Here is a 13147-nt window from a genome sequence, read left to right on the forward strand (position 1 = left end):
GCTGATTAGCGCTAAAGGGGGTGAGATTAGGCTTGAATTTTACTGTATCTTAGCGAAATTAACCTTTATAACTGACACCATTTAGCGCGAAGGGTGGTTGAGTGGGCTCTTAATTGCGCCCGACCGCCTTTAGGACACCAATGCAATCGCCCAAATGGGGGATGGTTGCGGAGATAAACTACCGTAACTACCGGAAATGCCGCAACTTAGGACGGGGAGCGACGACGTGGTGAATCGGGGAATCGAATAAGCCATTAAACGGTGTCATACCAGGGGTTAAGCGTAACGTAACTGCAATCATTTTGTTACCAAAGACACACTAGAGGGCCTACAGTAGACGGTGAAATGTGTCGTCTGCGCGTGCGCTGACATTTGCTCGGCAGCACGCACTCATGAATGAGAATGAAGAGGAGTCGAGGAGGCCTTTTGATGAGAAAAATTCGGCATCAGACTTGGCAGAAACGGGCCGTTCAATTGGTAGCTTTGGTCGGTGCAGCCGCGGGATTGGCCGGTGGCGGTCAGGTCGTCGCCCACGCGAGTTCCTTAGCGATACCCGATATTTCCGAATGGCAGGGAAAGTTGTCGTCCGGGCAAGTCGCCAACCTGAAGAATCAGGCATCCTTCGTGATTAACCGGCGGCAATACGGTGCAGGCTATCAAGACGTGGACGCCACCAACAATACTAATTTATACGTCAAGTACGGCATTCCGTTCGGGGAATACGACTACGCGCGGTTTACCAGCGCTAGCAGCGCCAAGCGCGAAGCCCAGACTTTTTATAATCGGTCCAACAAAAACGCTCAGTTTTACGTGTTGGACTTTGAAGAAAACGACGTCACGTCCGGGAGTACGAATGCTGCCGTTGCGGCGTGGCTCAACGAGATGCGGTCGTTGACGTCTAAACACTTAATTTTCTATTCCTATCAGAGCTTTGCGACAACCTACGCCAATAGCGCCCGGCAAAACTTCGATGCCCAGTGGATCGCTAACTATTCGTATCAGCCGACGATTCCGATGGCCTTGTGGCAATATACCGACCACAATTACCTACCCGCGTTGAACGAATACACGGATAACAGCAAGGTCATCACAGCGGTACACCCCGTTACGTGGTGGGCGGACGATAGCGTTGCGGCGGCGTTAACGCACGCCCCAGCAATGCCGGCAACTAACGCGACTAGCGCTACGCCGTCAACGACCACGCCAACGGTATCGGCGCCTAGTTCCACGACGAGCTTCCAGGCGGGTCAACGGGCTTACTTGCACCGGGACGCGGTCACCCTTAACGGCGCGGCGTTGAGCAAGCGAAAGACGCAAAAGCTGTATTCGATTAGTCGAGTTAAGGCGAATGGCACGGCGGTCTACCTTAAGGGGTTGAACCAGTGGGTCAAAGCCAGCGACGTGACCGGGTATTGGTCTGGTAGTCACCGCGCGTTTAAGTTAACGCGACGGCTCAACCTGTACACCAGTGCTAGTCTAACCCGCCGGACGGGCAGTTACTACGTGGCCGGTGATACGGTCAAGGGCAAGCTCGTTAAGGCGCCGAACGGTCGGGCTTACCGGATCAAGACCAAGCTGGGTTACCTGACGGCTAACGTGAAAGATTCCACGCTAGCCTAGTGTTCGTTTAGACGAGAGGAGTTCAACCATGTTAACGCATTCTAAAAAAATTTTAGTTACGGCTGCGGCGGGCCTAGCGGTTCTGGCCACCTTGGGGTCGGGCACGTTGTTGACCATGCACGCAGCCAACGGGGTCAGTGCGGTGAGCCAAACGGCGGCCCCCGCTGCGGCGACGGCCAGCAGCACTAAGTTAACGGCCGCTAAGACTAGCGGGACCCAACAGAACTACACGGTCAAGTATCGGGACTCCGCGGGGCAGACCGCGGCCACCTTCCAGAAAAAGACGTTGGGTAGTGCGACCACGGCGGCTGATCAAGTCGATTACTTCAGCCGGAGTACGGCGGGACCCGGTGTGAAATTAACGCACGGGACCCAGGCCGTGGTGCAGGGCACCATGGGCCACACCTACGTCCACTGGAACACCGGCAAATGGTCGGTTACGGCGGTTACCAGTAATGCCGATCAATCCGGGACGCCGACCCAGTTCGCCAACCAGGTCAATAATCAGTTACAACAGCAGCATTTACCGACGGACGCCACGACCGGGGCGGTTACGGTTTACAGCCAAACGACTGGTAGCGGTGCCCAAGCCGATACGGTCAAGTGGCAGAGTGGTCACCAGCTTTATACGGTGAGTGGCCAGTCGGCGGCCGCTGCGGTTAAGTTAGCCCAGAAGAGTGCGCAATAAGTGCCAAGGGCTATCGGGTCTCAGTGGTGATGACGCTGGCATCTCTGAGTCGCTAGAAAGTTTTTTACTTGTGATTAATTAATGAATCGTCATGGCGGGCGCCATGGCGATTTTTTGGGTGATATGACGACTGATTGAACCGCCGAATTGTCCGGCAACTCGGCGGTTAAGACCCTGGCCGGTGGTCAATCAAACTGTAACGTTTGGTAACTGAACTGCAACTACCTTGTTACCACTTGCACACTTAATTTCGGTACAGTGAAGAAGAGTTGTTAGGAGGTGAAGCGTCAGGGGCAGGAGGCATCAGTCGAGCTGGGGAGTCACCGGGTTCGGCAGCTTAGGAGTAGGTAACCAATACTTAGTAGGGAAGTGCCAACATGATTTTACAGCATCACTTTATGCGGCGATTGACCCAAGCGGTGGCCTTATTCGGTGCCATCACCGGGTTGGCGTGGGGCAGTCAGACGGTCGCACACGCCAGTACCTTAGCGATTCCGGATATTTCGGAATGGCAGGGCAAGTTGTCCGCCAGTCAAGTGTCTAATTTGAAGAGTCAGGTTTCCTTTGTCATCAACCGGCGGCAGTACGGGTCCTCGTATCAGGACCTCTATGCCACCAATAACACGGCCCTGTACGTGAAGTACGGCATCCCGTTTGGCGAGTACGACTACGCACGGTTCACCAGCGCCGCCAGCGCCAAGCAAGAAGCTAAGGACTTCTATAATCGGTCGAACAAAAGCGCTAAGTTCTACGTGCTGGACTTTGAGGAAAATGACGTGACGTCGGGCACCACCAACGCCGCGGTCAAGGCCTGGTACGATGAAATGAGTGCGCTGACCAACAAGAAATTGGTCTTCTATTCGTACCAATCGTTTGCAACCAGCTACGCCAACACCGCGCGTCAGAACTTTGACGCCCAGTGGATCGCCAACTATTCGTCGCAACCCACGATTTCGCTCGCCCTGTGGCAGTACACCGACCACAATTACCTCTCCGCGTTGAGCGAATACACGGATAATAGTAAGGCCATCACGTCGGTTCACCCGATTTCCTGGTGGACGGACGGGGTCACCACGGCACTGAGCCACACCACGACCTACGCGTACAGCAGTTATAAAAAAGGCCAACATATTTACTTACATAATAATGCAACCAAATATGTTGACGGTACGGCGATTCCAACGTCCGCGCGCCAGAAGTTCTATAAGATCAGCAAGGTCAAGAGTTTGACCCAATCCAAGTCGAAGCAGGCCCTGTACATCAGTGAATTAGGAAAGTGGGTCCTCTCGCAGGACGGGACCGGTTACTGGTATGGTCAACACGGGTCGTTTAACTTAAAGCATAAGCTCTACATCTATTCGGATTCGTCGCTGACCAAGAAGACCGGGAGTTATTACGTTTCCGGCGATAAGGTGACGGGGAAGGTAGTTAAGGCCCCGAGCGGAAAGTCGTACCGCATCAAGACCAACCTGGGGTACATCTCGGGCAACACCCAGTATTCCGATCATGCCTATTACGAATCGCTCAATGCCAGCAAGCAACTGACCACCAAGAAGGCGTTGTACGAATACACCGGCAGCGGGTTCAAGAAGTCTCAGCGCGCCACCAAGGTCGCCAAGGGCAAGACCCTGACGGTCACGGCGGTCAAGAAACGCTCGACGGGCTCGCGTTACTTCGTCTTGAGCAACGGGCATTACGTCACGGCGCTCCAGAGCTACGTACAGGAATAAGGGGGAATTCAACATGAACTTACGGACTAAGAAGGTTATGCTGACTGCGGCGACCAGTCTGGCCGTTCTGGCAACGTTAGGGTCAGGCACCTACCTGACCATGCACGCGGCCAACGACGTTAGTACGGTTAGCCAAACGGCGGCACCCAAGACGGCAACGGCGGATAGTACCAAGCTGACGGCCACCAGTACCAGCGGCACGAAGAGTAATTACAAGGTCACCTACACGGATCAGCAGGGGAAGCAGAGTGCAACTTTCCAGAAAAAAACGTTGGGTACGACCGATACGGCCGCAGCTGAAGTGGATTACGTGGGCCAGACGGCCGGCGCTAACGTGAAGTTAACTAAGCAGACGACGGCGGTGGTCCAGGGAACCATGGGACATACCTACGTTCACTGGAATACCGGCAAATGGTCGGTTACGGCGGTCACGGATAACGCCGATGCCAGTGGGACCCCCACGCAATTTGCCAAGCAGGTTAATTCACAGTTGAAACAAGCTAGTTTGCCAGACACCGCCAAGTCGGGATCGGTGACGGTGTACAGTGGCACGGAAAGCGCCCAGGCCAACACGGTTAAGTGGCAGTCCGGCAAGCAACTCTACGCGGTCAACGGGACCACGGCGGCCGATACGGTCAAGCTTGCGCAGAAGAGTGCAGACTAGAACGGGGGTGTGCTGGTGAGGATCGGCTCATCGGCTGAACCCGCTCGGATGAGTTTTTGTAACCAAACCGAATCAGCAGAAGGCTGCTTGCCGCGTATTCCAGTCGCGGTAAGCGGCTTTTTTCGGGTTTTGGAGGTTTAAGACTAGTCAAGGTCGAGGTTCAGGCCGTACACTAAGGGTATTGAATTTTAGCAGGGGGAATGACCTTTGAATAAGTGGCGCCAACCCGAATCAGGCTTTTCCTGGTTCTACCAACGTTTTTTGAATAATCACATTACAATTTTGTTGTTAAACCTCTTTCTCTTCCTATTGGTGGTGCACGAAGTGGTCCAAAACGGGAGTTTATTGAACCCGGTTTGGCGGTTTATCGGCATCGCCGCCCCCGCAATTATCGTGGCGGGCATCCTGTTCTACGTGCTGGATCCGTTCGTCCACTTAATGGAACGGCGGTTACATATCAAAGAGGGAGTGGCGATTGCGATCGCCATGGTCCTGACGATTGCGGTTTTAGTCTTAATCTTCCTGAGTCTCATCCCGTTTCTAACCCGTCAGACCGCCAGCATGATTGGATCGCTACCGCAATTCGCCAACGATATCATGCATCAACTCAATAGGGCTAATCAGCAACACCACTGGTTGACCAACGATAACCTGAACGAAATCAATCAGCGGGTGACAACCTACTTCTCGAAGCGGGGTTGGAATCTGTTGACCGGGACGCTGAGTTCGATTGGCAACGTAGTGACCACGGTCAGCGACTGGGTGATCACGCTGATCACCGCGCCGCTGGTTCTGTTCTTCATGTTAAAGGACGGCAGCCGGTTCCCCCGGTTCATCAGCCGAGTAGTGCCCACGGCCTACCGCGAACGTTTCATCGTGATGCTCGACCAGATGAACGTCAAGGTGAGTTCCTACATCCGGGGCCAACTGACCGTGGCGTTATGCGTGCTGATCATCTTCACCACCGGTTATTCGATTATCGGCCTGAAATACGCGCTGTTACTGGGGGTCATCGCCGGACCGTTGAACCTGATTCCGTACTTCGGGTCGGCCATCGCGCTGCTGCCCGCCCTGATCATCGGGGCGATTACCAGCCCGTCCATGTTACTGGGCGTGGTCATCGTCTATCTGGTCGAATGGGTCTTGGAGACACAGGTCCTGTCACCGCTAATTATGGGTAACAGTCTCGAAATGCACCCGATTACCATCGTTTTCGTTTTGCTGGCAGCTGGTAAGATGTTTGGCCTGACCGGTGTGATCTTAGGGGTTCCCGGGTTCGCCGTGCTAAAGGTCTTCGTCATCACCACCTTCCACTGGTACCAGGAATACTCCGCGTTGTACCCGGACGTACTGCCGGACGACGAGGCGTTGACCACCGCACCAACGGCGGAGGCGCCGGAACCCCCGACCCCGGCACCTAAAAAGTAAACTGGTTCGAGAGTTTAGGTTTTAACATCATTAGGAGCAATTTTCTTGATTAAGCCTTAATCTGTTTGGCCAATTGCGGTGCTGAAACGTGCGCCAAAGGGCAGCTGGTTTCGCTTAACCCCAAAATGGTCATTATTCCGAGTTCAGGAATAATGACCATTTTTACGTTAATGTTCACCAGCTAACCACCCTTTGGCGCACACTTGTTTAGGGTCTGTCTTAAAAGACTAATTTGGAGTATTCAGCGCCTCCGGGCCAGTCAGAAACGGGCTGGAACGGGGTGGGCACGGCTTCAAGCCCATAGCCCAGGTCTTGAAGACCGACCTGTGTCTGAGTTTCGAGCCGGCAAAGGACACCGGCCAACACTAGCCCATTTCCCCCCTGAGCCCATTTCTGACTGGCCCTCCAGCTTATACGAGTTATAACAATAAATAAACTGGGTTCTTTTCAGTAAAGGGTAATGGATGATCATTTAAATCGGTGATTGAGTTTTAAGACAGACCCTAGTTTAAGGGCTAGTCGATTGAGCCGAAGAACCACTTAGTCTCACAATTGCACGGTTAATCGGTCCGCCATGCTATCCTGAAGAAAAAGTTGTGGGAGGAAATGATGATGGCACAGATGGTGACGATTTGGCGGTGGTTAGGTGGCCTGTTGTTATTGGCCTCCGGGATCTTAGGCGTATTGGTCAAGCCGGCGTTCGTGGCGTTTTCCGTGGGGCCGCGGGGAGTTTTTATCGACGGGTCGACGGCGACGCTTTGCCTGGTTTTGGGCTGCGGGGCGCTGGGGTATTCGGTCTATTTGCGGCGTCGGTTGAAGCGAACAACGAAGAAATAGGAGGCACATCATGCGACAAGCACTCCATTGGTTAACGGTCGTCTGGTTGTTGGACGCACTGGTCCTGTGGTGGTTTAACGACCAACCGTTCTTTCGGGTGGTGACGACCGCGCAGAAGCAGCAGCTATCGGGTTCCGTGGCGGCGTTCTTTTTAGGGTTGAGTCTGATCTGTGCGCTCTGGTCAGGCTGGCTGCACTGGCACCATCCGGCACCCAAGGCTTAACGGTTTATTAACGGCCACAATCATTTTTAGTTAACGATAAGCCCCATTTGCTATAACCGTAACATGGCTTTTGACGACCCCTGTCAAAAAGTGAATGGAGGCGACCCAAGTGAATTTTTGTAAACGGGCCTGGCTAAATGTCTGGGCCAAGAAGGGCCGGTCGATACTGTTGATTCTGGTATCGGCGGCGATCCTAATGTTCGTCTTAGCCGGGTTATTGATCCGAAGCGCGGCGATTAAGGCGACCAATCAGGCGAAGGCCGATGTGGGGGCCACCGTGACCCTGTCGGCGAACCGGCAAGCGGCGTTCAAGCAGATGCGTAAAAGCAGCAGCTCGTCGAGTTCGACCAGCAGCCGCCCTAAGCTGACGCTGACGCCGGTGAAGTTAAGTGACGCGACCAAGATTGCCAAGTTAAGCAACGTCGGCAGCTATAACGTCACCAGTACCACCTCGGCGAACGCCAAGTCCTACGATACGGTGTCGACCAGTACCGGAATGGGGAGTAGCGGTGGCGGCCCCGGTGGCATGAAGTCCGGCAGTAGCAGTTCCGGTGACACCCAGATCGATGGGGTCACGGCAACGAGTCTGACCAGCGACTTTAGCGATAAGCAAAGTAAGATCGTGAAAGGGCGCGGCATCACCGCAAGTGACAAGAATACCAACCACGTGGTGATCGAAAAGGAGCTGGCGAGTCAGAACAACTTAAGCGTTGGCGACACCATGACCTTTAAGCAGACGACCGGGAGCAAGACCACGGTCAAGGTCAAGATTGTCGGGATCTACAAGGCCAGCTCGAGTGCTTCCAGCACGGCCGGTCCGATGAGTACCGACCCGTCGAACACGGTTTACACATCCTACACTCTGGCCAATAGCATCAAGGGTAGCAAGTACGCGGGCACGGCGGATTCCGTGACCTTTAACGTGACGACGCCTAGCAAGGTCAGCAGCGTGAATAAGGCCGGTAACCAACTGATCAGTACCAGCAAGTACACGTTGAGTACCGACGATGCCAGTTACCAGACGGTCAAGGCGTCGATGAGCAGTGTCGAAAGCTTTGCCAACAAGATCGTTTGGCTGGTCGCCATCGCCGGGACCATTATCTTGGCGTTGATCGTCATCCTGATGATCCGCGAACGCCGGTTTGAAATCGGGGTGCTGCTGTCACTGGGTGAAGCGCGCTGGAAGATTGTCGCGCAGTTCTTCACCGAGATGATCATGGTGCTGGTCGTCGCCCTAGCGATTGCCGGGGCCGGTGGCAAGTTTGTCGGTAACCAGCTGGGGAGCCAGCTGGTCTCCCAGACGGCCACGACCACCAAAACTACGAGTACCACGTCCGGTCAACCGGGCGGCGGTAACCAAGGCGGCGGGCAGCCCGGTGGCCAGAGCGGCCATACGGGTGGTCCCGGATCGTCATCCAATAGCACGACGAAGGCCGATACCAAGTTAGCCATCACCGTGAGTGCGGTGGACCTGGCGGAACTAGGCGGCTTTGGGCTAGCGATTACCTTCCTGTCGATCATGATTGCGTCGGGCGGGATTCTGCGACTCGAACCCCGTAAAGTGCTGATTTCTTAAGGAGGCGGACCATGTTAAAAACCAAGGATTTAAGTTACTGGTACCAAGATACCAGCCAACCCCTATTTAAAGACGTCAACCTGGAATTTGAAGTGGGCCAGTCCTACGCGATTCTCGGACACAGTGGGACCGGGAAGACCACCTTCCTGTCACTGATTGCCGGTCTCGACCGCCCCAAGGACGGCGAAATCTTTTTGGGCGACCGGTCCCTAAAAAAGATTGGTTTGACCAATTATCGGCGCCATGATGTGGCCATCGTCTTTCAGGCCTACAACCTGTTCACCTACATGTCGCCGTTAGACAACTTGCTGACGGCCATGGCGATTACGAATGCCGAACACGCGGGGGACAAGGCCTACGCCGGTCAGATTCTGCGGGATTTGGGCATCGGCGAAGACCTGATTACCCGGAACGTCCAGCACCTCTCCGGGGGTCAGCAACAACGGGTAGCGATTGCCCGCACCATGGCGTGCGATGCCAAGTTGGTGGTGGCCGATGAACCCACCGGGAACCTGGACGAGGACAACACCAATGCGGTGATTGCCCAGTTCCAGAAGATTGCCCACGACCAACAAAAGTGCGTGATCATCGTGACCCACGAACCGGACGTGGCCGCGCAGTGTGACCATCAATACCGCTTGGAAAATAAACAGTTTACGCAGTTAGCCTAAGCTAACGTCAAAGTGACCCTGATTCCCGAAGTTGGAATCAGGGTCACTTTTGAGTTGCCCAGCTGGTCTTGGTCTGGTTCATGGGTAGAAAGCCTGTAACCGCAAGCTTTCAATTGGTCTGACCCAAAGATAAAAATGCTAGGTTTGGTTAAAATTTAGTTCTATAATAATCGCAAGTTTGAATCTATCCTAACGAAGAAGGTAAAGCTGATGACAGTTTTTAGTGCGTATTCGGATGATGACATCCTTGCTGATTTAACTGCGCGGGTCCAGGACGGGACCGTGACCACGGATCCGGCGATTTTGAAGAAACAATCCTTTAACCCCAACGCGTCCGGTGGGGAAAGCGGCCTGGCCCGAGCGTTCGTCGAGGTCCAAAGTGTGGCGGACATCCAGGGCGTTTTGGCCGTGGCCCGGAAATACCACATTCCGGTGGTGCCCTAAACGACCGCGACCAGTACCGTGGTGGGGTCCGACGGCATCGACGGGGCCATTATCCTATCGACCCGGCGGCTGAATCAGATCTTAGAAATCAGTAAGGAAGATTCCGTGGCCGTGGTGCAACCCGGCGTCGTGAACGGCGACCTCGACCAGGAAGCCCGGAAGCAGGGACTGTTCTACGCGCCGGATCCTGGGTCCAAGCTGTTTTCCTCCATCGGGGGCAACGTCGCAACCAACGCCGGTGGGATGAGCACCGTCCGTTACGGGGCCACCAAGGATAACGTGTTGGGGTTGAAGGCCGTTTTGGCGGACGGGCGGACCGTCACGTTAGGGGGCCGGACCCTGAAACAGGCCTTTGGGTACGATTTGACCCAGTTATTCGTGGGCTCCGAGGGCACGCTGGGCATCGTTTACGAAATTACGGTCAAATTAATGCCGATTCCGCTGGGAAAGTCGATCATGGGCCTGGCCTTCTTTGAGGACATGGCCGCGTTGGCTCAGGGTGTCACCGCCATTCGGATGTCCGGGGTCTACCCGACCATGTTGGAAGCCTTGGACGGCAACACCGTGATTGCGTTGGACCGCTACGAGAAGACCCACTACGCCGACAATAGCGGGGCCATGTTGATTTTCCGGTTAGACGGCAGTAGCGACGACAACGTCCAGGTTCTCGAAGACCTCTTGGCCAAGTACCACGGCCAACACGTCCAGGTGACCGCCGACGCCGCTGAACAGGCGCAGTTGGAACAACTGCGCCGCGACATGTTACCGGCCGTCTTTGCGGGTCAGAATCACTTGATGGAAGACATGGCCATGCCACTGTCCCAGTTGGCACCGATGATGGACTACATCCAGCAAGTGGGCCAAGACCTCGGTCTCAAAATCTACACCGCCGGGCACGCGGGCGACGGCAACGTGCACCCCAGTTTCGTGTGGCCGCAAGACCAACCCGAAGTCCCGACGGCCGTGCTGGAGGCCCTGCGACGCATTTTCCGGAAGACCCTGGAACTGGGCGGGACCATCTCCGGCGAACACGCCGTGGGGATGATGAAGAACCAGTGGAACAATCCCGAATTGGGGGACAACGTGGACTACCTGCAACACCAGATCAAGACCTTGTTTGACCCGATGAATTTGTTGAATCCCAAACGTAAAATTGATTAACCCATCTCGATTTATGTTGAAAGGGTATAGCGCTGGCTGACGAGAACTGGTTGGCTAGTGACTTTCCGTCAGAGATTAGAATGAGCGCTCGGTTTCCCGGCTTTTGCGGCGGACCGGGCGTTTTTGCTGGATAAGTTATAACGAAATATTCTATTAGTATAATATTAATTACAACGAGATTTCATAAAATCAAGCAAAACCCCTAGACGACGGGGTGGGGGGTGGCGTATCATCAACAAGCGAAGCGCGACCATAAAATTCGATAATCCAGCGGACAAACGCGGCGATAAAAGTTACAATTGAAAGCGAATGCAAACGATTCGATATTGTAAAAACAACCGGTTGCAAATCTAGCAGTCCACGAAAGGAAGATGGCCATGACCGATGCGCAGCAATGGTGGCGCCAAGCCGTAGGATATCAGATTTACCCACAAAGCTTTTTGGATAGTGATCAAGACGGGATGGGGGACCTCTCGGGAATTCAAGCTAAGATCGCCTATCTGCAGGCCTTGGGGGTTGATTTCGTCTGGTTAGCATCCTTTTATCCGTTCGGGCACGTGGACAGTGGCTACGATGTGACCAACTACTGTGGGATTGACCCGCAGTTCGGAACCTTAGCTGACTTTGATGCCTTAGTGGCGGCCCTGCACGCCGCCGGAATCAAGGTGGTCATCGATCTGGCGTTGAACCATACCTCGGATCAACACCCGTGGTTTCAAGCAGCGCGACAAAGCCGGACTAATCCGTACCACGATTACTATATTTGGCAACCCAGCGACGGACAGACGCCGCCGAACAATTGGCAGTCCGTGTTCGGTGAGTCGGCTTGGCAGGCCAATCCGGCGACGCACGAGGCCTACCTGCACTCGTTTGCTCCGGCCCAACCGGACTTGAATTGGGAAAATCCGCGGGTGCAACACGAGATGGCAACCATCATTCAGTGGTGGGCGGATCGCCAAGTGGACGGGTTTCGGCTGGACGGGGTCACCCACCTCAAGAAGCGCGCCGATTTTGCCGACGTGGCGAACCCACGCACGGGGTACTACCAGGACTTGGCGGGCGTGACCCCGTATCTGGCGGCGCTCCGACCGGTACTGACCGCTAATCAGCTGCTCACGATTGGGGAGGCCGGTGGGGTCGATATGACAACGGCTAAACAATGGTTGGACCCCCAGACCGGTTTTTTCGATCTGTTGTTGGAATTTGACCACGTTCACTTTTGGGAGATGGCCGAACCGAAGCTGCCGGTCGCCGCATTACGCGCCAACCTGACCAAGTGGCAGGTTGCCTTAGAGGGACACGGTTGGAGTGCCTTATTTATTGAAAATCACGACTTGCCGCGAGCCGTGTCCTATTACGGGGACGCGGTCGACTATCCCCGCCGTTCGGCTCAGGCCTTGGGGATGTGGTAGTTGATGAAGGGGACGCCGTTTATCTATCAGGGGCAAGAGCTCGGACTGACTAATGCCGAATTCACCAAGATTGACCAGTACCGCGACCTGGATAGCTGCAATTACTACCAACGGCAACGTGCTGCGGGAGTGCCGGCAGCCACGGTGCTGCAACAATTAGCAGCCAAGAGTCGGGATAATGCCCGGACGCCGCTGCCATGGACCGGCAAAGCGTACGGTGGCTTCTCCACCGTAAAGCCGTGGATCGATATGGGCCCGGACGTCACGCACCGGAACGTGGCGCGCGAAAGCCACGATCCGCTCTCGGTGCTAACCTTTTATCAACAGTTGATTCGAGTGAAAAAGTCCGTACCGGCCTTGCAAACGGGGCGTTACGAACTCATTGATACGTACGATGATCAATTGTATGTTTACCGGCGAACATACAATGGTGACAATTGGTTGGTCATGGTCAACATGAGTAGTCAAATTGCGACGACTCAGGAATTTGATTTGACCACCAGTGAACTTATTTTAACCAACTTGTTAGTTGATTCAGATTCGGATGCCCAACAAATTCAACCTTGGGAAGCCCGACTGTATCACCTTCGCCAGCTGGGATAAGCAAGACGAGCTTAACATCTGACTAAAATCTCGTGGCCTTGAAAAGGTTTACGATATCACTTTTATACGGAATTTAAGAGTATAGCCCTT

General features: G+C 54.5%; 9 protein-coding genes and 2 pseudogenes. All 11 read left to right on the forward strand.

The genetic code is table 11. The features are described 5' to 3' along the window. The first annotated feature begins 429 nt into the window (after nucleotides 1-429). The 11 genes and pseudogenes from RI501_RS02680 (at nucleotide 430) to RI501_RS13800 (ending at nucleotide 13057) form a co-directional block, all read left to right on the forward strand. Nucleotides 430-1620 carry a GH25 family lysozyme gene (locus tag RI501_RS02680; protein ID WP_313820241.1) on the forward strand — a complete coding sequence of 397 codons (1191 nt, stop codon included), beginning with the start codon at nucleotides 430-432 and terminating at the stop codon, nucleotides 1618-1620. Between the two features lie 28 nt (nucleotides 1621-1648). Then, the gene (locus RI501_RS02685) at nucleotides 1649-2308 is read left to right on the forward strand and encodes a hypothetical protein (protein WP_313820242.1); all 660 of its coding nucleotides are present in this window, start codon (nucleotides 1649-1651) and stop codon (nucleotides 2306-2308) included. 377 nt (nucleotides 2309-2685) lie between these two features. Beyond that, on the forward strand, nucleotides 2686-4038 hold the full coding sequence (locus RI501_RS02690; RefSeq protein ID WP_313820243.1) for a GH25 family lysozyme: 1353 nt from the start codon (nucleotides 2686-2688) through the stop codon (nucleotides 4036-4038). A gap of 13 nt (nucleotides 4039-4051) precedes the next feature. Next, nucleotides 4052-4702 (forward strand): hypothetical protein, encoded by a 651-nt coding sequence (locus RI501_RS02695; RefSeq protein ID WP_313820244.1) that lies wholly within the window; start codon nucleotides 4052-4054, stop codon nucleotides 4700-4702. Nucleotides 4703-4909: 207 nt separating this feature from the next. Continuing rightward, nucleotides 4910-6130 carry an AI-2E family transporter gene (locus tag RI501_RS02700; RefSeq protein WP_313820245.1) on the forward strand — a complete coding sequence of 407 codons (1221 nt, stop codon included), beginning with the start codon at nucleotides 4910-4912 and terminating at the stop codon, nucleotides 6128-6130. Nucleotides 6131-6742: 612 nt separating this feature from the next. Then, a complete protein-coding gene (locus tag RI501_RS02705; RefSeq protein WP_313820246.1) occupies nucleotides 6743-6967 on the forward strand; it encodes a hypothetical protein in 225 nt (74 codons plus the stop codon). Between the two features lie 10 nt (nucleotides 6968-6977). Continuing rightward, nucleotides 6978-7190, forward strand: coding sequence for a hypothetical protein (locus RI501_RS02710; protein ID WP_313820247.1), 213 nt, complete (start codon nucleotides 6978-6980; stop codon nucleotides 7188-7190). A 109-nt stretch (nucleotides 7191-7299) separates the two neighbouring features. Beyond that, nucleotides 7300-8766 (forward strand): ABC transporter permease, encoded by a 1467-nt coding sequence (locus RI501_RS02715; RefSeq protein ID WP_313820248.1) that lies wholly within the window; start codon nucleotides 7300-7302, stop codon nucleotides 8764-8766. Nucleotides 8767-8777: 11 nt separating this feature from the next. After that, nucleotides 8778-9437, forward strand: coding sequence for an ABC transporter ATP-binding protein (locus tag RI501_RS02720; RefSeq protein WP_313820249.1), 660 nt, complete (start codon nucleotides 8778-8780; stop codon nucleotides 9435-9437). 210 nt (nucleotides 9438-9647) lie between these two features. Further along, nucleotides 9648-11042 (forward strand): annotated as a pseudogene (locus RI501_RS02725) (FAD-binding oxidoreductase). A 377-nt stretch (nucleotides 11043-11419) separates the two neighbouring features. After that, nucleotides 11420-13057: pseudogene (locus RI501_RS13800) on the forward strand (alpha-glucosidase). The last annotated feature ends 90 nt before the right edge of the window (nucleotides 13058-13147 follow it).

Source organism: Levilactobacillus zymae, from assembly GCF_032190635.1.
Classification (GTDB): domain Bacteria; phylum Bacillota; class Bacilli; order Lactobacillales; family Lactobacillaceae; genus Levilactobacillus; species Levilactobacillus zymae_A.

What these genes read in the sequence shown, in the direction of transcription:
- RI501_RS02680 (WP_313820241.1), top strand. Translation starts at nt 430, where the DNA reads ATGAGAAAAATTCGGCATCAGACTTGGCAGAAACGGGCCGTTCAATTG.
- RI501_RS02685 (WP_313820242.1), top strand. Translation starts at nt 1,649, where the DNA reads ATGTTAACGCATTCTAAAAAAATTTTAGTTACGGCTGCGGCGGGCCTA.
- RI501_RS02690 (WP_313820243.1), top strand. Translation starts at nt 2,686, where the DNA reads ATGATTTTACAGCATCACTTTATGCGGCGATTGACCCAAGCGGTGGCC.
- RI501_RS02695 (WP_313820244.1), top strand. Translation starts at nt 4,052, where the DNA reads ATGAACTTACGGACTAAGAAGGTTATGCTGACTGCGGCGACCAGTCTG.
- RI501_RS02705 (WP_313820246.1), top strand. Translation starts at nt 6,743, where the DNA reads ATGGCACAGATGGTGACGATTTGGCGGTGGTTAGGTGGCCTGTTGTTA.
- RI501_RS02710 (WP_313820247.1), top strand. Translation starts at nt 6,978, where the DNA reads ATGCGACAAGCACTCCATTGGTTAACGGTCGTCTGGTTGTTGGACGCA.
- RI501_RS02720 (WP_313820249.1), top strand. Translation starts at nt 8,778, where the DNA reads ATGTTAAAAACCAAGGATTTAAGTTACTGGTACCAAGATACCAGCCAA.